Source organism: Acinetobacter johnsonii CIP 64.6, assembly GCF_000368045.1.
GTDB classification, from domain to species: Bacteria; Pseudomonadota; Gammaproteobacteria; order Pseudomonadales; family Moraxellaceae; genus Acinetobacter; species Acinetobacter johnsonii.
In genome coordinates this window covers 910257-930872 of the sequence record NZ_KB849235.1, presented here as the reverse complement: position 1 = coordinate 930872, position 20616 = coordinate 910257, and the positions used below count along the sequence as shown (strand labels likewise).

The 20616-nt window shown below is 44.2% G+C and carries 16 protein-coding genes and 1 pseudogene; 13 read left to right on the top strand and 4 right to left on the bottom strand.

Features of this window, described 5'->3' with window-relative positions; translation table 11 throughout:
- The first annotated feature begins 10 nt into the window (after nt 1-10).
- From pcaF to F986_RS10265, 12 genes are all read left to right on the top strand, one after another.
- A complete protein-coding gene (gene pcaF, locus F986_RS10320; RefSeq protein WP_004694738.1) occupies nt 11-1216 on the top strand; it encodes a 3-oxoadipyl-CoA thiolase in 1206 nt (401 codons plus the stop codon).
- A gap of 22 nt (nt 1217-1238) precedes the next feature.
- Nucleotides 1239-2594, top strand: a complete 1356-nt coding sequence (gene pcaB, locus F986_RS10315; protein ID WP_004694736.1) for a 3-carboxy-cis,cis-muconate cycloisomerase — start codon at nt 1239-1241, stop codon at nt 2592-2594.
- Entirely contained in the window at nt 2591-3379 is a 789-nt protein-coding gene (gene pcaD / locus F986_RS10310; protein ID WP_004694733.1) for a 3-oxoadipate enol-lactonase, read from the top strand. The genes pcaB and pcaD overlap by 4 nt, the downstream gene beginning before the upstream one ends.
- Before the next feature lie 42 nt (nt 3380-3421).
- Nucleotides 3422-4777 (top strand): 4-hydroxybenzoate transporter PcaK, encoded by a 1356-nt coding sequence (locus F986_RS10305; protein WP_004694731.1) that lies wholly within the window; start codon nt 3422-3424, stop codon nt 4775-4777.
- Between the two features lie 14 nt (nt 4778-4791).
- Nucleotides 4792-5226, top strand: a complete 435-nt coding sequence (gene pcaC / locus F986_RS10300; protein WP_004694728.1) for a 4-carboxymuconolactone decarboxylase — start codon at nt 4792-4794, stop codon at nt 5224-5226.
- A 26-nt stretch (nt 5227-5252) separates the two neighbouring features.
- Nucleotides 5253-5978: a protocatechuate 3,4-dioxygenase subunit beta gene (gene pcaH / locus F986_RS10295; RefSeq protein WP_004694726.1), complete on the top strand. Its 726-nt coding sequence runs from the start codon at nt 5253-5255 to the stop codon at nt 5976-5978.
- A gap of 15 nt (nt 5979-5993) precedes the next feature.
- The gene (gene pcaG, locus F986_RS10290) at nt 5994-6623 is read left to right on the top strand and encodes a protocatechuate 3,4-dioxygenase subunit alpha (protein ID WP_004694724.1); all 630 of its coding nucleotides are present in this window, start codon (nt 5994-5996) and stop codon (nt 6621-6623) included.
- 157 nt (nt 6624-6780) lie between these two features.
- Nucleotides 6781-7638, top strand: coding sequence for a type I 3-dehydroquinate dehydratase (gene aroD / locus F986_RS10285; protein WP_004694723.1), 858 nt, complete (start codon nt 6781-6783; stop codon nt 7636-7638).
- Nucleotides 7639-7682: 44 nt separating this feature from the next.
- Nucleotides 7683-9143 (top strand): right-handed parallel beta-helix repeat-containing protein, encoded by a 1461-nt coding sequence (locus tag F986_RS10280; protein WP_004694721.1) that lies wholly within the window; start codon nt 7683-7685, stop codon nt 9141-9143.
- Nucleotides 9144-9203: 60 nt separating this feature from the next.
- The gene (locus F986_RS10275; protein WP_004694720.1) at nt 9204-10523 is read left to right on the top strand and encodes a carbohydrate porin; all 1320 of its coding nucleotides are present in this window, start codon (nt 9204-9206) and stop codon (nt 10521-10523) included.
- Nucleotides 10524-10700: 177 nt separating this feature from the next.
- Nucleotides 10701-13124: a glucose/quinate/shikimate family membrane-bound PQQ-dependent dehydrogenase gene (locus tag F986_RS10270; RefSeq protein WP_004694718.1), complete on the top strand. Its 2424-nt coding sequence runs from the start codon at nt 10701-10703 to the stop codon at nt 13122-13124.
- 94 nt (nt 13125-13218) lie between these two features.
- Nucleotides 13219-15384, top strand: coding sequence for a TonB-dependent receptor (locus tag F986_RS10265; RefSeq protein WP_017396947.1), 2166 nt, complete (start codon nt 13219-13221; stop codon nt 15382-15384).
- 99 nt (nt 15385-15483) lie between these two features.
- Here the strand turns inward: F986_RS10265 and F986_RS10260 are convergent, their stop codons facing one another.
- From F986_RS10260 to F986_RS10245, 4 genes are all read right to left on the bottom strand, one after another.
- Complete coding sequence (locus F986_RS10260) at nt 15484-15870, bottom strand: carboxymuconolactone decarboxylase family protein (RefSeq protein ID WP_004694713.1); 387 nt, start codon at nt 15868-15870, stop codon at nt 15484-15486.
- Between the two features lie 255 nt (nt 15871-16125).
- Nucleotides 16126-16773 carry a 3-oxoacid CoA-transferase subunit B gene (locus F986_RS10255; RefSeq protein WP_004694711.1) on the bottom strand — a complete coding sequence of 216 codons (648 nt, stop codon included), beginning with the start codon at nt 16771-16773 and terminating at the stop codon, nt 16126-16128.
- A gap of 2 nt (nt 16774-16775) precedes the next feature.
- Entirely contained in the window at nt 16776-17480 is a 705-nt protein-coding gene (locus F986_RS10250) for a CoA transferase subunit A (RefSeq protein ID WP_004694710.1), read from the bottom strand.
- 237 nt (nt 17481-17717) lie between these two features.
- A complete protein-coding gene (locus tag F986_RS10245; RefSeq protein WP_004694708.1) occupies nt 17718-18599 on the bottom strand; it encodes a LysR family transcriptional regulator in 882 nt (293 codons plus the stop codon).
- A gap of 575 nt (nt 18600-19174) precedes the next feature.
- On the opposite strand from F986_RS10245, the pseudogene F986_RS18260 reads away from it, so the two are divergent.
- A pseudogene (locus tag F986_RS18260) lies at nt 19175-20599 on the top strand (GntP family permease).
- Nucleotides 20600-20616: the final 17 nt, after the last annotated feature.

Below are 20616 nucleotides of genomic sequence, written 5' to 3'. Positions count from 1 at the left end.
CAAAATTTAAATGAAAAACGCATACATCATTGACGCCATCCGTACTCCATTCGGACGTTATGCAGGTGGTCTCGCGCCAGTTCGTGCAGATGATCTTGGTGCATTACCAATAAAAGCTTTAATGGAACGTAACCCATCTGTAAATTGGGAATTGATCGACGACGTGATCTACGGCTGTGCCAACCAAGCGGGAGAAGACAACCGTAATGTGGGTCGTATGTCGGCTTTACTTGCAGGTTTACCGGTTGAAGTACCTGCCACGACAGTCAATCGCTTATGTGGTTCATCACTTGATGCTATTGCGATGGCAGCTCGTGCCATTAAAGCGGGTGAAGCCAACCTGATCATTGCTGGTGGTGTGGAAAGTATGTCTCGTGCACCCTTTGTCATGGGTAAATCAGAAACAGCCTATGGTCGTAGTCAAAAGATTGAAGACACCACCATGGGCTGGCGTTTTATCAATCCTAAGTTGAAAGCGATGTATGGTGTAGAGACCATGCCACAAACTGCGGAGAACGTGGCACAACACTTTAATATTGATCGCGCAGATCAAGACCAGTTTGCCTTGGCGAGTCAACAGCGCACCGCAACCGCGCAAGCTCAAGGCTTTTTTAAACACGAAATCATCCCTGTAAATATTCCACAGCGTAAGGGTGATCCGATTGTGGTCGACACGGATGAACATCCACGTGCATCAACTACCTTAGCTGCTTTGGCAAAACTCAAGCCAGTCGTGACAGCAGAAGGCACCGTCACTGCGGGGAATGCATCAGGCATCAATGACGGTGCGGCTGCTGTACTAATTGCTTCGGAACAAGCAATCGAGAAGTTCCAACTTAAACCCCGTGCCAAAATCATTGCTTCAACAGCAGTGGGTGTAGAACCACGCATTATGGGTTTTGCACCTGCACCTGCCATCAAGAAGCTCCTCAAACAAGCCAATCTGACATTAGAACAGATGGATGTAATTGAATTGAATGAAGCCTTCGCAGCACAAGCACTAGCGGTAACGCGTGATCTTGGTTTAGCAGATGACACCACTCAAGTGAATCCAAACGGTGGTGCGATTGCGATCGGTCATCCACTGGGTGCATCGGGCGCCCGTTTAGTCACCACAGCTTTGAACCAGTTAGAACAAACCGGTGGAACCTATGCCCTGTGTTCGATGTGTATTGGTGTAGGTCAAGGCATTGCAATGATTATTCAACGCGCTTAAAGCAGATTTAAGGATAACGATCATGAGCCAGTTATATGCCAGCTTATTTTACCAAAATGAGGTGACTGAAATTTTCAGTGATCGCGCGTTGGTGTCATACATGATTGAGGCTGAAGTTGCCTTGGCACAAGCGCAGGCTCAGGTCGGTGTCATTCCAGAATCTGCGGCAACAGCAATTTCAAACATCGCAGCAACTGCAATTGATCAGATTGACTTTGATGCTTTAGCTCTTGCTACAGGTTTGGCGGGCAATATCGCGATTCCTTTTGTGAAGCAATTAACTGCGATTGTGAAACAAAATGATGAAGATGCTGCACGTTATGTACATTGGGGTGCAACCAGTCAAGACATTTTAGACACTGCCTGTATTTTGCAATGTCGTGCAGCAATGACGCATGTTGAAGCTTTAATTCACCAATGTTACCGCACTGCATTGACCCAAGCTGAACAGTATCGTGCACAAGTGATGATTGGACGCACATGGTTGCAGCAAGGTTTGCCGATTACGTTGGGGCATAAATTCGCGCGTTGGGCCTCGGCATTTTATCGTGATTTAGCCCGTATTGAAGCCATGAAAGCGCGTGTCTTCACTGCGCAATTGGGCGGTGCAGTTGGTTCGTTGGCATCTTTGCAGAATCAAGGCACAGCAGTTGTGCAAGCATTTGCAGCACAGTTACAACTTTCTGTTCCAAGCTGTACTTGGCATGGTGAGCGCGACCGTCTTGTTGAAGTGGCGAGTGTTCTAGCGATAGTGACGGGCAGTTTGGGAAAAATGGCACGTGACTGGTCATTGATGATGCAAACTGAAATTGCAGAAGTATTTGAGCCCGCAGCGAAAGGGCGTGGTGGGTCATCAACCATGCCACACAAACGTAATCCTATTGCTGCGGCATCCGTTTTAGCCGCAGCCAATCGTGTGCCTGTGCTGATGTCGAGTTTGTACCAAAGCATGGTGCAGGAACATGAGCGTAGTTTGGGTGGATGGCATGCAGAATGGCTGGCATTGCCTGAAATTTTCCAGCTTTGCGCAGGTGTCTTGGAGCGGACTTTAGACGTGTTACAGGGCATGCAAGTCAATGCTGAGAACATGCAACGCAATCTTGATTGTACGCAAGGCTTGATCATGGCGGAAGCGGTGATGATGGCTTTGGCACCGCATATCGGACGCTTACAGGCACATCATGTGGTTGAAGAAGCATGCAAAACAGCCGTGGAAAAAGGCGTTCACTTAAAAGAGGTCATTTGCGAACTCGATCAAGTTAAAGCCTATTTTAGCGCAGCCCAGATTAACGATATTTTTAAACCCGAATCTTATCTTGGCAATATCCAAGACCAAATTGATGCGGTTTTGCAGGAAGCAAAAGGAGAGGCAAAGTGAATATCACGATGACCAATCGTCAAGGCAAGACCTTATCCGTTGCAATCAGTGGGCAAGACCATGCCCCTGTGATTGTATTTTCAAACTCATTGGGTACAGATAAAGGCATGTGGCAGCCACAAGTTGCTGCCTTCGAACAGCAGTTCAAAGTGGTGACTTATGACACGCGTGGTCATGGGCAAAGTGATGTGATTGAGCAGACCACTGTACAAAACCTTGCAGAAGATGTGATTGATATCCTGAATGGTTTAAACATTGAAAAAGCGCATTTCTTCGGGATTTCAATGGGAGGTATGACCGCTTTGTGGCTTGGCATTCATCATGCAGATCGCTTTCACAGTATTACCGTGGCGAACTCAGCAGCCAAAATCTGGAACGAAGAAGGATGGAATGCTCGTGCCGATGCTGTGACAGCCAATGGCTTAGCAGACTTGGTCACGACTACGCATACACGCTGGTTTAGTGAGCAGTTTGATTATCAACACGATGCTTTGGCGCAGCGCACCATTCAATCTTTAGCGACTACGCCAGCACTGGGCTATGCAGAATCTTGCCGAGCGCTCGCGCAAGCAGATCTATCTACTCAAATTCAACAGATTCAGATTCCAACTTTAGTGATTGCAGGCGCATTTGACCCAGTTACGACAGTGGCAGATGGCGTCTTTATGCAACAACAGATTCAAAATAGTGAACTCGCGGTGATTGATGCATCGCATCTTTCCAATATTGAGCAACCTGAGCTGTTTACCCAAACCCTCAGTCAGTTCATTGGATCGCTTCAATAGTTTAAGGATTTTTAAAAGGACTTTCAGCCCAAGGAGGCAGGTATGGCGTCTCAGGAATACGCTACTCAAAAAACGAGTATAGACGCACAAGCACTGATTAATGATGCCCCGATTAGCAAATATCAGTGGTTGATCGCAATTGTATGTTTTCTCATTGTTTTTGTTGACGGTATTGATACTGCGGCAATGGGTTTTATTGCTCCAGCCTTGGCACAAGACTGGGGGATAGACCGCTCGCAACTGGGTCCAGTCATGAGTGCGGCTTTAGGCGGTATGATTATTGGGGCTTTGGTGTCTGGTCCAACCGCTGACCGCTTTGGGCGAAAGATTGTTTTAAGTGTTTCGATGCTGATTTTCGGTGGCTTTACTTTGGCATCAGCCTATGCGGCGGACTTAAATACCTTGGTAATACTGCGCTTTTTAACTGGTATTGGTTTGGGTGCTGCGATGCCGAATGCAACCACGCTATTTTCTGAATATTGCCCGCAGCGCTCACGCTCGTTACTCGTGACCTGCATGTTCTGTGGTTACAACTTGGGTATGGCGACAGGTGGTTTCATCAGCAGTTGGTTGATCCCAACCTTTGGTTGGCACAGCTTATTTTTACTGGGCGGTTGGTCGCCACTGATCTTGATGATCTTGGTGATTTTCTTTCTGCCAGAATCCTATCGTTTCTTGATTGTGAAAGGCCGTGACAGCGAAAAAGTCCGCAAAATTCTAACGCGTATTGCACCGACGCAAGTACAGGGTGTTACTGAGTTTCATGTACCTGAAGAAAAAACCGAAGGTGGAGAGAAGAAAGGTGTGTTTGGCATGCTGTTCTCTCAGAAATATGTCAAAGGTACGGTTTTATTGTGGCTAACCTATTTCATGGGTTTGGTGATGATTTATCTACTCACCAGTTGGTTACCAACCCTAATGCGTGAAACAGGCGCAACGATGGAACGCGCTGCATTTATCGGTGGTTTATTTCAGTTTGGCGGTGTCCTCAGTGCTTTATTTATTGGCTGGGCAATGGACCGTTTCAACCCGAACCGCATTATTGCAGGCTTCTACTTTGTCGCTGGGATCTTTGCCTTTGCCGTGGGGCAGAGCTTAGCAAATCCAACCTTACTTGCCATTTTAGTGCTTTGTGCGGGTGTTGCAATTAATGGTGCGCAGTCGGCTATGCCAGCACTGAGTGCGCGTTTTTACCCGACGCAATGCCGTGCAACAGGTGTGGCGTGGATGTCTGGGATTGGGCGTTTTGGTGCGGTATTTGGTGCATGGATCGGCGCAGTTTTACTGGGCAATGACTGGTCGTTTACTGCCATTTTAAGTCTGCTGTTGATTCCTGCAACGGCAGCAGCAGTCGCTATTTTTGTTAAATCACTGGTCGCACATACCGATGCGACCTAATTGAGGTTTCTCCCATGAATGATGAACAACGTTATGAACAAGGAATCACTGTACGCACCGAAGTGCTGGGTGAAAAGCATGTCGGTCGTTCACTTGAGAACTTGAATGATTTCAATGCCGACTTTCAAAATTTTATTAGCCGTTTTGCGTGGGGCGAAGTCTGGTCTAGACCAGGCATGCCGCGTCATACCCGTAGCTTAGTCACCATTGCCGTGTTATTGGCATTGGGCCGTGAAGACGAACTACGTATGCATTTACGTGCTTGTTTTAACAATGGTGTGACCAAGGACGACTTAAAAGAATTGATTTTGCACTGTTCACTGTATGCAGGTTTGCCCGCAGCCAATGCAGCCATGCATATGGCAGAAGAAGTTTTTGCAGATTTGGGTATTGCCCCGCAAAAGCTGAGCGAACAGCAGCTTAGCCAAGCACAAACGAATCAAGAGTAATGGAACAAGATTAAGAGGGACGTCACATGTCGCAACTTATTTTAGGTGCTTATGCACAACGTAATACCGAAGATCATCCGCCAGCATACGCACCTGGCTATAAAACCAGTGTGTTACGCTCGCCAAAAAATGCGTTGATCTCAATTGCCGAAACCTTAACTGAAGTGACTTCACCACAATTTAGTGCGGAGCAGTTTGGGCCTAAAGATAACGATTTGATTTTGAACTATGCTAAAGAAGGTTTGCCGATTGGCGAGCGCATTATTGTGCATGGCTATGTGCGTGATCAGTTCGGTCGTCCAGTCAAAAATGCCTTGCTTGAAGTGTGGCAAGCCAATGCTTCAGGTCGTTATCGCCATCCAAATGATCAGTTTATTGGTGCGATGGATCCGAACTTTGGTGGTTGTGGCCGCATGATGACCGATGCCAATGGCTATTTTGTGTTCCGTACCATTAAGCCGGGCCCGTACCCTTGGCGTAACCGTATTAACGAATGGCGTCCTGCGCACATCCATTTCTCTTTGATTGCCGATGGTTGGGCGCAACGTCTTATTTCTCAGTTCTACTTTGAAGGCGATACGCTGATTGATTCGTGTCCAATTATTAAAACCATTCCTTCGGAAGAACAACGTCGTGCATTGATTGCCTTGGAAGACAAGAGCAACTTCATTGAAGCAGACAGCCGTTGTTATCGTTTTGACATCACTTTACGTGGTCGTCGTGCGACTTATTTCGAAAATGATTTGATTTAATTCAGGGAGAACAACATGAACCATTGGAACTTTCAAGAATTGCACGAAACGCCATCTCAAACAGGTGGACCATACGTACACATTGGTTTGTTGCCACAACAAGCCAACATTGAAGTCTTTGAAAATAACTTTAACAACCAGCTAGTTAAAGAAAATACTTTAGGCGAACGTATTCGCTTAGAAGGTCAAGTGTTCGACGGTTTAGGTTTACCGCTACGCGATGTATTGATTGAAATCTGGCAGGCGGATGCCAACGGTGTGTATCCAAGTGCGGCCGATATTCAAGGCAAAGTGGTCGATCCAAACTTCCTCGGTTGGGGTCGTACAGGCGCAGACTTTGAAACTGGTTTTTGGAGTTTCAATACCATTAAACCGGGTGTGGTTCCGGGCCGTAAAGGGACAACTCAGGCACCGCATATTGCACTGATCATTTTCGCACGCGGTATCAACATTGGCTTAAACACCCGTGTGTATTTTGAAGATGAAGCAGAAGCCAATGCGCAAGACCCAGTGCTGAAAGGCATTGAGTGGGCACCGCGTCGTCAGACTTTAATTGCCAAGCGTGAGGAGCGTGATGGTGAAGTGGTGTATCGCTTTGACATTCGTGTGCAAGGCGAAGACGAAACAGTTTTCTTAGACATCTAATTGTCGGAATTGGCAAGAGCAGCTAGTTCATTATTGCTCTTGTTGAAATGATTCAAGTTTAGGCGTGGTGATGGCATGACCCATTTCATCCATCCTACGTATATTTGCTGCTGACGATAGAAGTCAGACAATAAGTTTATAAATACAAGGAAATGTAATGATGAAGATTAAAAAAATTGCGATGCAACTTTGCTTAAGCAGTGCTGTTTTAGCGGCAATTCCAGCATTTGCAGCAGAAGCGGTTCAATCAAGTGCGCGACATTATGTGGTGAAAAATCTCAATATTGGCGATTTACCTGTCAAAACCATTGTACCGATTACCGCAAAAACAGCAGAGCAAGCCACTGCCCAAGCAAAAGTGATTGCCAGTAACCCCAATGCAGATGTGGCTGAGTTTCGCATCGATTTACTCGAATTTTCTGCGGACACCAAAAAAGTCATCGCACTGGGTCAGCAGCTGAATCAAATTTTAAAAGATAAACCGTTGATTGCCACCATTCGTACCCATAACGAAGGCGGAAAAATGACGGTGTCTGATCAAGACTATGAAAAGATTTATCGTGAATATCTGAAAAAGCCATTTATGCAATTGCTGGATATCGAAATGTTCCGTGATGCAGGCAGTGTCGCCAAATTAACCAAATTGGCACATGACAAGAAAGTGTTGGTGATCATGTCAAATCATGATTTTGCCAAAACACCTGAGCAACAAGACATTGAAAACCGCCTGCTAAAACAAGATCAGATGGGCGCAGATATTCTTAAAATTGCGGTGATGCCAAAGTCAAAACAAGATGTCTTTACCCTCATGAATGCCACGTTGGCTGTGAGTCAAAAAAGTCAAAAACCACTGCTAACCATGTCGATGGGACAGTTGGGCACGATTTCACGTGTGGCAACTGCCAATATGGGTGGCAGCCTAAGTTTTGGCATGATTGGTGAAGCCTCTGCACCGGGTCAAATTGATGTAACTCAACTCAAACAGTTGCTGAAAACAGTACAACCGACGCCTTAATGCACTGTGTTATTCATCTTCAAGGATAGAAAAGGATTTAAAATATGAAACCATCAACTTTACGTTTGACCACATTAGTTTTGAGTTTAGCGGCATCAGGTTTTGCTAGTGCAGAAACTTATATTGTGGATCGTTATCAGGACGATACTGCAAAAGGTTCACTGCGTTGGGCGATTGAACAATCGAATGCCCATGCGACACAAGAAAATGAAATTCAAATCCAAGCTGTGGGTACAGCACCCTATGTAATTAAACTGAATCAAGCTTTACCGCCAATTAAGTCTTCAGTGAAGATCATTGGGACGCAATGGGACAAAACAGGCGAGTTTATTGCGATTGATGGTTCAAACTATATTAAAGGTGAAGGTGCTAAAGCGTGTCCGGGGGCAAACCCTGAACAGTATGGTACCAATGTCCGTACTACGACTTTACCGGGTTTAGTTCTGCAAGATGTGAATGGCGTGACCTTAAAAGGTCTCGATATTCATCGTTTCTGTATTGGTGTATTGGTGAACCGCTCAAGCAATAACTTGATTCAACATAACCGGATTAGTAATAACTACGGTGGCTCAGGCGTGATGTTGACGGGTGATGACGGTAAGGGTAATCCGACTTCGACCACCACCAATAACAACAAAGTTTTGAACAACTTGTTTGTCGATAATGGTGATGGTTTAGAGCTGACGCGTGGCGCGGCATTTAACCTTGTGGCCAACAACTTATTTACTTCAACCAAAGCCAATCCAGAGCCGTCTCAGGGGATTGAAATTCTGTGGGGCAATGACAATGCCGTGGTCGGGAATAAATTTGAAAACTATTCTGATGGTTTGCAAATCAACTGGGGTAAGCGCAATTACATCGCTTATAACGAACTGACCAACAACTCGATTGGCTTTAACCTCACCGGTGATGGCAACATTTTTGACAGCAATAAAGTTCATGGTAACCGTTTAGGGATAGCCATTCGTTCAGAAAAAGATGCCAATGCCCGTACAACCTTGACCAAAAACCTAATTTGGGACAATGGCAAAGACATTAAACGCTGTGAAGCGGGTGGTTCTTGCGTCCCTAATCAGCGATTAGGTGCCATTGTTTTTGCTGTGCCTGCGCTTGAACATGCTGGCTTTGTCGGTTCTCGTGGTGGCGGCGTAGTCATTGAAGCGGCGAAACTGCAAAAAACTTGCACACAGCCAAATGAGCAGGGCTGTAACGCGATACCAAACCAAAACATTCAAGCACCACGTTTAAGCTATAGCAAAGGTCAAGTCACCGCTACAGTTCAAGCACAGCCAAATCAACACTATCAGGTTGAGTTCTTTGCCAATCGTCAAGCGAAGAGTCAAGAAGCAGAGCAGTATTTAGGTACTCAAGTGGTGACCACGAATGCTCAAGGTCAAGGTCAAGCAACATGGAAAGTGGCAAGTGGTGTGGCCAATGTCACAGCCAATGTGACCGACCATTTGGGTGCAACTTCTGAACTGAGTCCAGCCGTTCGCATTAAATAATAAAAACCGCATGGAAAGCTCACCTGCGTTGAGCTTTCCTCACAGAAAAGGATGTTTGGTATGCAACAACTATTATTAAAAATCGGCACACTGTCTTTGGCGCTGCTTGGTTGCCAATTGGCTTCAGCCAATGAATTTTATTCAGCAGACCGTCAATGGTTATTCGGAGATTGGAACGGTGAACGGAAGCAACTGGAAGATCAAGGTTATAAATTTACAGCAGCCATTATGAGCCAAGCAGCGACCAATTTGGCGGGTGGTTATAACGATGACAGAAGTTTTGACAATGCCGCGCAGCTCACACTGGGTGCCAATTTTGATTTAAACAAAATTGCAGGTTGGGAAAATACCACAGCCGGCTTAATGATTACCAAACGTGATGGTAACGCCCTAACGCTTGAACGAATTAAAGACCCTCGTGCCAGTACCTTGGGCAACAGCCAAGAAATTTATGGTCGTGGCAAAATTTGGCGCTTAACTCAGGCTTGGATCAAAACAGGATTTGACGACAACCGTGTCCAATTCAAAATTGGTCGTATGGGCATGTCTGATGACTTTAACAGCTCGCAATGTGAGTTTCAGAACTTACTTTTGTGTGGTGGACAGTTAGGGAAGTCCATCGGTTCGATTTGGTATAACTGGCCTGTCAGCTTATGGGGCACCAATGTGAAATACCAATTTGCACCAGACTGGTCACTTGGCGTTGGCGTCTATGAAGTCAACCCAGACAATGTCAAAACAGACTCAGACAGTGATGGCTTTAACCTCGATATGGACAATGTCGAAGGGGCGACCATCCCAGTTGAACTGGCGTGGAAACCAAAACTTGCCACATTTAATGGCTTACCGGGTGAATATAAACTCGGTGCACTGTATTCCACGGCTGAGGCAAAAGACATTCGCAGTGGCGAAATGCAAGATGGAAAATACAGTTTTTGGCTGAATGCACAACAACAACTGACCCAACACGGGGCTGATTCTAAACGTGGTTTATATATCAGTTTTAATGGCGTAGTGAGCGATAAGGCCACAACATTTGTAGAAAGTACACAACAACTGGCGCTTTGGTACAAAGGTCCTTTTGATAGCCGTCCAAATGATTCTATTGGTTTTGGTTTGGCCAACTATGTGGTGAATGATCGTGTGACGGATAAGCAAATAGCCACCAACGAAGGCCGTGGTTATTACAGTTATGACGTGCTTGCCAGTGACTATGTCCCAATTCAACATGACGAACTCAATGTTGAGTTGAACTATACCTATCAGTGGTCACCTGCGGTGATGCTCAGACCCAACCTGCAATATATCTATCAACCTTCTGGCGTGAAAGAAGTGGATGATGCTTGGGTGGCGGGTCTTAGCGTTAAGGTGAATTTTTAACCGTATTTAAAGTGAAAGAGTGTTTAAAATGTAAGCAATACTGTTGCTGAATTTAAACACTCTTTTTGATTGTTGAAGCAAGTTAATTGTGGATGCTCAAAGTTTGGATGTGGTGTGAATGATGCTCAAAACAAAGTAGGAGAGATCATTTAAAACACAGCATTTGGAGTAAAAAGTATGTCCGAAGCACAATCTCAACCCATATTTAAAATATGGTGCTTTATATTAGGCTTAGCTTTATTGCTGACTGGCTTATTTTATTTAATCGGTGGTGGAAAACTGATTAGTCTAGGGGGTTCATGGTACTTCCTCATTGCAGGTTTATTGACCACCATTTCCGCAATATTTATTTTTAGAAAAAAAGCACTGGGTGTCTGGATTTTTGCACTGGTTTTTCTTGGAACCGTGGTTTGGGCACTGTTTGATGCAGGTTGGGATTTTTGGGCACTCCATTCACGATTAATGTTTCCTGCGGGTTTATTTGCCGCACTGTGTTTTACTTTACCTGCTATTCGTAAGTACCAATTTCAAATTGCACCTTCAGCACCTGCTTATGCCTTAGGTGGTTTGACGGTGTTAGGTATGCTGGGTGGTTTATATGGCATGTTTATTCCACATCCAACGGTAAAAGCCAGTGGTGAAGAGCTCCCTCTAGTGCCTGTAACGGCTCAAACCCAACAAGTGAATTGGTCGCACTATGGTAATGATGCTGGTGGAAGTCGTTTTGCCGCACTGGATCAGATTAACCGTAATAATGTTTCTAAGTTAAAAGAAGCATGGCGCTTTCAAACAGGCGATATGACTACAGGTAAGGGTAATGGCGCAGAAGACCAGCTCACGCCTTTGCAGGTCGGTGATAAAGTCTATTTATGTACACCGCATAACAACATTATTGCTTTAGATGCAGACACAGGTAAACAAATCTGGAAGGCTGAAGTGAACTCTAAAGCGGATGCTTGGGAGCGTTGCCGTGGTGTGGGTTACTTTGACTCGACTCAAGTCTTGGTACAACCGACTTTAGCAGGTGCAAGTGCGGTGACTGCGGTGGCAAATAATACTGCATGTCCACGTCGTGTTTATACCAATACACCTGATGGTCGTTTAATTGCAGTCAATGCCGATACAGGCGAACGCTGTAAAGACTTTGGTGTCGATGGAACGGTGAACTTACTGGAAGGTCTAGGTGCGGGTACGCAAGCGCCTCGTTTTGAAGTGACCTCAGCGCCAACCATTGCAGGCACTAGCGTCATTGTCGGGAGTCGTATTGCTGACAACTTTGCAGCCGATATGCCGGGTGGTGTGATTCGTGCTTATGATGTGATTACTGGGCAGCTGCGTTGGGCTTTTGATCCACGTAACCCAAATCCAAACTATGTCCTAAAACCGGGTGAAATCTATAAACGTAGTTCAGCTAATTCTTGGGCGGCAATGTCCTACGACCCGCAAATGAACACGGTGTTTTTACCGATGGGGAGTTCGTCGGTCGATGTCTGGGGCGGAAATCGTCAACCTGTCGATCATAAGTACAATTCTTCCGTTTTGGCTTTGGATGCAACCACAGGTAAAGAGAAGTGGGTTTATCAAACCGTTCACAATGACCTTTGGGACTTCGATTTACCCATGCAGCCAAGCTTGGTCGACTTTCCAATGCAAAATGGGCAAACCAAACCTGCTGTTGTCATTGGCACCAAGTCCGGTCAGTTCTTTGTACTCGACCGTGTGACAGGCAAGCCTTTAACCAAAGTGGTTGAGCAACCTGTAAAAGCTGCAGATATTCCTGATGAGCAATACAGTGCAACTCAGCCACGTTCAGTTGAAATGCCACAGATTGGCAATCAAACTTTGACTGAATCGGACATGTGGGGCGCAACGCCATTTGACCAGTTGATGTGTCGTATTAACTTTAAATCGATGCGTTATGACGGTCTCTTTACTGCACCGGGTTCTGATATATCTTTAAGTTTTCCGGGTTCGTTGGGTGGGATGAATTGGGGCAGTATCGCATTTGACCCAACGCATCGTTATATGTTTGTCAACGACATGCGCCTAGGTCTGTGGATTCAGCTGATTAAACAAACGCCTGAAGACTTAAAACTTGAAGCCAGTGGCGGAGAGAAGGTCAACACTGGTATGGGCGCAGTGCCAATGAAAGGTACACCGTATAAAGTGAATAAAAACCGCTTTATGTCGGTATTGGGCATTCCATGCCAAAAACCACCTTTCGGAACCATGACGGCGATTGATATGAAAACCCGTCAAGTGGCTTGGCAAGTGCCTTTAGGTACGGTTGAAGATACTGGTCCAATGGGCATCAAAATGGGCTTAAAAGCGCCGATTGGTATGCCAACTATTGGTGGTCCAATGGCGACGCAAGGTGGTTTAGTGTTCTTTGCTGCAACACAAGACTTCTACTTGCGTGCCTTCAATTCATCTAATGGTGAAGAGTTATGGAAAGCGCGTTTACCTGTAGGTAGCCAAGGGACACCGATGAGCTACATTTCTCCAAAAACAGGCAAGCAATATGTGGTCATTTCCGCAGGTGGGGCACGCCAGTCGCCTGATCATGGTGATTATGTGGTTGCGTATAGCTTAGCCGATTAAAACGTTTTATTGTATGGGAAGCCTGTCGAGATGATAGGCTTCCCATTTTTATGGTAATAACAAGCAAGGAAATATTGTGCGATTAACTTATTTGATGCCTGCGCCTTTTAAACAAGCCTTATTGACAGCGGTTATTTTACAATCTATGCATGCTTATGCAGAAGCGACAGAATATCAACTTCCTGTCATCACCGTCCAAGCGGTACATACCGATAGCGAGTTGTTATCGACTTCTGCATCCATTCAAAAAGTCCAAGCGGCTACAGTACAAAACAATGCCAATGTGAACCTATCCGAAGTATTACAAGGGGTTGCAGGCTTACAAATTAATAACCGCGAAAACTATGCGCAAGACTTACAGATTTCGATGCGTGGCTTTGGCGCTCGTTCAACTTTCGGCGTACGTGGCATTCGGATGTATGTCGATGGTATTCCTGCGACCATGCCTGATGGTCAAGGGCAAAGTTCCAATATTGACCTCAATAGTTTAGATCACATCGAAGTACTGACAGGGCCATTTTCATCTTTATATGGTAACTCATCAGGTGGAACCATTTTAGCTGAGAGCAAAGAAGGACAAGGGAAAGACTCAATTCAAGTGGGTCTAAATGCAGGCAGCCATCATAAGCAACAAGCCAATATCCAATTACAAGGGGGTTCCGAACAGGCCAATCAACCTGCTTATGTGATTAGTTCTTCTTATTTTGATACTGATGGTTTTCGAGACCATAGTGTTGCACAAAAAGTATTAAATAATGCCAAACTAACATGGAACTTAGACGATGGCAGTAAAATCAACTGGGTGATGAACCGTGTCGATATTGATGCCGACGACCCGCAAGGTCTCAGTCGTGAGCAGTGGAAAGCTAATCCGAAACAAGTGAATGACCGTACCAATACTTATAATGTGCGTAAAGAAATTGAACAAACCCAAACAGGACTGACGTGGACTAAACCACTGAATGACCAGCAAGAGTTGTATAGCATGTTCTATTTGGGCAATCGACAAGTTGTACAATATCAATCAATTCCTAAATGTACGTTAAGTAAAACGACAGGGGAATGTATTGAGAATACATCACAATTAAACCCTCGCCATGCAGGTGGCGTGATTGATTTTGATCGGGATTATTATGGTGCGGACTTCCGTTGGACGGGTAAAGCGCTTTTACCGAATACAACCTTGGTTGCCGGTGTGGCTTTAGACCGCATGGTCGAAGATCGGAAAGGTTATAATAATTATAACGAGCAAAATATATTTGGGGTAAAAGGTGCGGTACGCCGTGATGAAAAGAATACCCTGTGGAATTTAGATCCTTATGTACAAGCCTCATGGCAGTTCTTACCCACGTGGCATCTTGATACAGGCTTACGCTATAGCAATGTACATTATGAGTCAGATGATCATTACATTGTAGCTGGCAATGGTGATGACAGTGGTTCAACGGATTATCAAAAATTATTGCCTTCTGTGGCTTTAGGTTGGGAAATTTTACCTGAACTTTATGCTTATGCCAGTTATGGCAAAGGCTTTGAAACGCCAACCTTTACCGAAATGGCTTATAACACTGATCCTACGAAATCGGGTATAAATTTTGCGTTAAAAGCAGCAAGTAGTGATAACTATGAGCTGGGTCTAAAGTCGCAGAATCCATTTGGGTTCTTCACTTTTGCTATTTTCCAGACAGATACAGAAAACGATATAGTGACAGCGGGAACACGTGATGGTCGTGCGACTTTTCGTAATGCAGATCAAACCACACGACAAGGTTTAGAGCTTTCATGGCAACAAACGATTTGGAAAGAACTCAACATTCAATCGAGTTTTAGTTATATTGATGCTGAATTTGATAGTTATACAGCAGAAATAGCGAATCCAAATAACCCAACTACTCCATATGCAAAAGCAATTGATAAAGGAAATAAGATTCCCGGGGTTGCCAAAAACCAAGCGTTTACTCGTATTGCATGGCAACCAGAGCAGGGCTTTCAAGCAGGCTTAGAAGCACGCTATATGGATAAAATTTATGTCGATGATATCAACTCAGATACTGCGCCAAGTTATACCGTTGTGGCTGCAAATGTCGGCTATTTATGGGTAAACCGTGACTGGAAAGTAAACAGCTATGCCCGAGTCTATAACCTGTTTGACCGTAACTATGTTGGCTCAGTGATTGTGAATGACGGCAATAGTCGCTTCTTTGAACCTGCCGATGGTCGAAACTTTAGCGTTGGCATGAGTGTGACCAAAGCCTTTTAATGGAAATGGTTTGGTTAGGCAAAAAATGCTGCATAGCCAAACCAGATGAATCGCGCCATACGACTGCAAAAGACGCTTTTGTATAGGCGCTTAATCTATTTATGGATTGCTTTGATATTCCTGAATCACTTCCAGCGCAGCACGGAACGCCTCTTGAGTCGCAGGTGCGCCGCAATAAGGCAAACTGTGTAAAAGGACTTCTTGAATTTCTTCAACCGTTGCACCGTTATTTAACGCACCACGAACGTGACCTTTCAGTTCCGTTGGACTCTTTTGTGCCGTCAAAAATGCAATAGTAATTAACGAGCGATATTTACGTGGTAAAACACCTTCACGTTGCCATGTTGAGCCCCAAGCATGTTCATTAATCCAGTCCTGCAAAGGTTGGGTGAAAGGTACAGTATTGTCTTGAGCACGTTTAACAAAAGATTCGCCCATGACTTCTGTGCGAACTTTTAAACCATTTTCATAATCTTGTTGTGACATGGAAACCTCTGAATGTGGAATGCAAATATAGTAGCCGAGCGGCTTAGTTTTTCATCAGCTATTTGGGTTAAAAAGATGTGCGCGGGAGTCATCCTTCAATATATTTGGAAGTATAGAGATGCTCTTGAACAAGCTGATGATGGTTTTTATGCTTGATTCAAAGGCTATAAAGAAGTCTCTTTCTAACTGAAAATCTTTTTGATTGAGCCCAATAAGAAAGCAGCCGAAGCTGCTTTGAATGATGCTGTTTTGTACTTAAGCAGCTTTAAAGTCATTGATGATAAGTTCTAATCCAGTCGCTTTCTGGATTTGTTCTAGGTTCACATCGCGTGCCAGTTCAACCAGTTTCATACCTTCAGCAGTGATATCCATCACGCCTAAGTCAGTAATGATACGGCTAACGACAGCTTTACCCGTGAGTGGTAGGGTACATTGAGGCACAATTTTTGGCGTGTCATCTTTGGCGCAGTGTTCCATGAGCACCACGATTTTTTGTACACCAGAGACCAAGTCCATTGCGCCGCCCATGCCTTTGACTTTTTTACCCGGAATCATCCAGTTTGCCAAGTCACCTGTTTCAGAGACTTCCATTGCACCTAAAATAGCAATATTGACATGTCCACCCCGAATCATGGCAAAAGATTCTGAGCTTGAGAAAAATGCAACCCCTTTACGTGCGGTGACGGTCTGTTTTCCTGCATTAATTAAGTCTGCATCGACTGCATCACGGGTTGGAAACTCATCAATACCGAGCAAGCCATTTTCTGACTGCAACCAAACATTGATCCCTTCTGGCAGATAATTTGCCACTAAAGTCGGTAAGCCAATACCTAAGTTGACATAAAAACCATCTTCGAGTTCAAGGGCAGCACGCTGCGCCATTTCATTACGTGTCCAAGCCATGATTAAGCTTCCTCTGCTTTAATGGTCAGTTGTTCGATCTGCTTTTTTGGGGTGGCGTTCAGTACCACACGGTTGATGTAGATACCCGGTAAATGGATGTCATCTGGATCGATTTCACCAATTTCAACCACCTGTTCAACTTCGGCAATGGTGAATTTGCCTGCCATGGCACAGTCAGGGTTAAAGTTACGTGCTGTTTTACGGAACACTAAGTTCCCTGCTTTATCGGCTTTGTAGGCTTTCACTAAAGCAATGTCCGCAGTAAGGGACATTTCTAAAATATGCGGACGACCATCAAAGTCGCGGACTTCTTTACCTTCGGCAATGAGGGTGCCTACACCTGTTTGGGTGAAAAATGCAGGAATACCTGCGCCACCTGAACGTAGTTTTTCTGCGAGTGTACCTTGTGGAGTAAGCTCAACTTCAAGTTCGCCATTGAGATACTGTCGCTCAAACTCTTTATTTTCACCGACATAAGAGGCAATCATTTTTTTAATTTGTTTGGTTTCTAATAATTTACCTAAACCGAAGCCATCCACACCTGCATTATTCGAAATACAGGTTAAACCTGTGACACCTGTATCTTTTAAGGCATCAATTAATGCTTCTGGAATACCACAGAGGCCAAAACCACCCACGGCAACCGTTTGATTATTGGCAACTACATCAGCCAATGCTTCGGCTGCATTTGCGACGACTTTATTCATGTTTTATTTCCTGATCTTCCTTGCTTGTTATTTTTTTAGCATTGCGCTGTACTTTTTAGAAATTGAATCTTTCTAACGTATAATAAGAAAAACTCATTAATGCAGAATATTTACGAAGAAAAATAAATAAAAGAAGAGTCAAAGCATGTGGTAAAGCCATGCAAATAATCATACGGCTTATTCTGAGCTATCAAGGTTTAGCTTCAGTTTCGCCCAGAGAAGGGGGGAGAGCTTAGCTTAGAAATGATGCCAAAGTGTGGTTTCAATAAATTGAGACGACATGTTAGACAGTTCATAATCTTTTTTATAAATAATGCCCACCGCGAGTTGCGCTTGGTTGTCCTCAATTTCAACCAACACATTTTTTTCAAGATCGATGAATTTTTGGAAGTGTCGTGGAATAGCACTCACGCCCATACCGTAGGCAACAAAATGTGAAAGCGAACTGATTTGGTGGCATTCGACTTTCAAGTCCAACACCACTTGAAGCGCAGCACAATGTTCCTCAATCACATGGCGAATAATCGAGGGGTTTTGTAAGGTCACAAATGGACAAGAGCAGAGTTCAAGCCATGTCACGCTTTTTTGTTTGGCTAAGACGTGGTGTTTGGGCAAGAGAGCTAAAAAGTCTTCATTGAATATAGGCTGAAAAATCAGTTGGTCATTGGCCTTGGGTTCAAAACAAATACCAATCTCAAAAATACCTTCTTGAACTTTTTCAATGATTTTTTCATTGGTGATGTCATGGATTGAAAAACTGATGTTGGGGTGCTGCTGTGCAAAATCATGCATCACTTCGGGGAGTACCGCATGAGTGGCAAAGGGCATTGAGGCAATATTTAAAGTGCCACGGTTGAGTTTAAAGCGCTGTTTGACATCTTTTTCCATATCCTCCCAGTTGGCCAGAAGCTTTTTGGCATAGGGAATGAGGGACTGACCTTCAGTGGTGATTTCTACTCGGCGCGTGTTGCGTTTAAACAGTTTTCCACCCAGTTCTTCTTCTAATGTTTTAATACTTAAGCTGAGAGCGGATTGGCTCAGACACAGTTCATTGGCTGCATTGGCATAATTAAGCGTACGTGCAAGGACCAAAAAGGCTTTTAATTGTTTGAGTGTCATGAGCTTCCCTGAGCAATGATGCAACACGATGTTGAATGAAAATGAACGTGTTTTTCTCAAATGGTTTACATGAAAAATACAACAGACGGTCAAAACAGATCAAGTGATGGAAGTGGGTGTTATTTTTATCAAGTCGTCAAAGCAGTATAAGTCGAACAGCATGATAGTCTGTAAAAATATGTTTTAACTGAATGAAAAATATAAAAATTGGTCATTTCGTACGATTTTGAAATTTTACCTTTAACTTGATGTAATTAGTTTTATCAGTCTTGCTAGGGCTTGGATATTAATCAATTTTTCTTCTTACTCAATGATTATTTTCAAACAATGTGTGGGTTTATATGCATTATAGTCTGACCTATAAGCTGAAATATTAATGCTCTGATGGATAAATATAGTACATAGATCAGAGTGCAAATAGACATCTCGTCATGAGGGAAATAGACGGTCTATGAATGCGTATTCGGTCTTTCCGCACAGGCTGATTGCACTGTGACTCAACTAGATTTGACATCATTCGCCATTAATATCACAGCACATCAAGACATATTTTCTTTAAGGATGGAGTAAAAAATATGTGGGATTTGGGTGTAATTTTATTGTCTCTTGGGCTACTGATGTATACAGCCTACAGAGGTTTTTCTGTCATTCTTATGGCACCGATTTGTGCCCTGTTAGCGGTTTTACTGATTAACCCTGCTAACGTTTTGCCTTTTTATTCAGGCGTATTTATGCCCAAAATGGTTGGGTTTATTAAAGATTATTTCTTGGTGTTTTTACTCGGTGCCATCTTCGGTAAAGTGGTTGAAATGTCAGGGATTGCCGAATCCATTGCCAAAACCATTGTGAATTTGATTGGCTCTAAAAATGCAATGTTAACCGTTGTACTTTTAGGGGCAATTTTAACCTATAGCGGCGTCAGTCTCTTTGTGGTGGTCTTTGCAGTTTATCCATTTGCAAATCAACTCTTTAGACAAGCCAATATTCCAAAGCGTTTGATTCCGGGAACCATTGCCCTTGGTGCATTTACGTTTACCATGGATGCCTTGCCGGGAACCCCGCAAATTCAAAACGTTATACCGACGACCTTTTTTGGTACAGATATTTATGCAGCGCCGTTTCTTGGTTTGATTGGTGCGGTATTTGTTCTAGCAACGGGCCTGAGCTATTTGGAATGGCGTCGCCGTGTAGCTGCTCGAAATGGCGATGGTTATGCCACAGGTATTGAGCTGACTGAAGCCGAGCAATAACAACTGAAGCAAAACTTAGATACAACCTCGAATGGTTCTACCGCACGTCAATGGTTGGCTTTTGTACCGCTCATTTTAGTTGCCGTGACCAATAAGTATTTATCTACTGCGATTAAAGAATGGTATCCAAACGGTTTCGACTTTAATGCTATTGGACTTGCAGCTTACACCGTCGATGTTGCCAAAACTTCTGCCATTTGGGCAGTGGGTTTAGCCTTAATTGTGGGGATCATTGCGGCAATTTCCTTTGACTTCCGTCGTGTCTATACGGGCTTCAAAGATGGTGTCAATGCCAGTATTGGCGGGTCTTTACTTGCCGTGATGAATACCGCATCTGAATATGGTTTTGGTGCGATTATTGCGGCTTTACCAGGCTTTGCGATCATTAGTCATGCGTTGGGCAATACCTTTACCAATCCGCTGGTCAATGGTGCAGTTACCACGACAGTCTTAGCTGGTGTGACAGGTTCAGCCTCTGGCGGTATGAGTATCGCCCTAAGTGCGATGGCCGATCAGTACAATGCTGCGATTTTAGCCATGGGTATTCCACCTGAAGTCATGCACCGTATTGTTGCGATGGCATCAGGCGGTATGGATACCTTACCGCATAACGGCGCCGTGATTACCTTGCTTGCTGTGACAGGTTTAACCCATAAACAATCGTATAAAGACATTTTTGTCATCACCATTATTAAAACCATCGCGGTATTTGTTGCCATTGCTGCCTTTACTTGGTTTGGTATTGTTTAAGACTTTGGAATGAAAAA

Coding starts and splice junctions, on each gene's coding strand:
- F986_RS10250 (WP_004694710.1), bottom strand. CDS start 17,480: ATGAATAAAGTCGTCGCAAATGCAGCCGAAGCATTGGCTGATGTAGTT.
- F986_RS10270 (WP_004694718.1), top strand. CDS start 10,701: ATGTCCGAAGCACAATCTCAACCCATATTTAAAATATGGTGCTTTATA.
- pcaG (WP_004694724.1), top strand. CDS start 5,994: ATGAACCATTGGAACTTTCAAGAATTGCACGAAACGCCATCTCAAACA.
- pcaH (WP_004694726.1), top strand. CDS start 5,253: ATGTCGCAACTTATTTTAGGTGCTTATGCACAACGTAATACCGAAGAT.
- F986_RS10245 (WP_004694708.1), bottom strand. CDS start 18,599: ATGACACTCAAACAATTAAAAGCCTTTTTGGTCCTTGCACGTACGCTT.
- F986_RS10275 (WP_004694720.1), top strand. CDS start 9,204: ATGCAACAACTATTATTAAAAATCGGCACACTGTCTTTGGCGCTGCTT.
- F986_RS10260 (WP_004694713.1), bottom strand. CDS start 15,870: ATGTCACAACAAGATTATGAAAATGGTTTAAAAGTTCGCACAGAAGTC.
- F986_RS10265 (WP_017396947.1), top strand. CDS start 13,219: ATGCCTGCGCCTTTTAAACAAGCCTTATTGACAGCGGTTATTTTACAA.
- pcaB (WP_004694736.1), top strand. CDS start 1,239: ATGAGCCAGTTATATGCCAGCTTATTTTACCAAAATGAGGTGACTGAA.
- F986_RS10280 (WP_004694721.1), top strand. CDS start 7,683: ATGAAACCATCAACTTTACGTTTGACCACATTAGTTTTGAGTTTAGCG.
- pcaC (WP_004694728.1), top strand. CDS start 4,792: ATGAATGATGAACAACGTTATGAACAAGGAATCACTGTACGCACCGAA.
- aroD (WP_004694723.1), top strand. CDS start 6,781: ATGATGAAGATTAAAAAAATTGCGATGCAACTTTGCTTAAGCAGTGCT.
- pcaF (WP_004694738.1), top strand. CDS start 11: ATGAAAAACGCATACATCATTGACGCCATCCGTACTCCATTCGGACGT.
- F986_RS10255 (WP_004694711.1), bottom strand. CDS start 16,773: ATGGCTTGGACACGTAATGAAATGGCGCAGCGTGCTGCCCTTGAACTC.
- F986_RS10305 (WP_004694731.1), top strand. CDS start 3,422: ATGGCGTCTCAGGAATACGCTACTCAAAAAACGAGTATAGACGCACAA.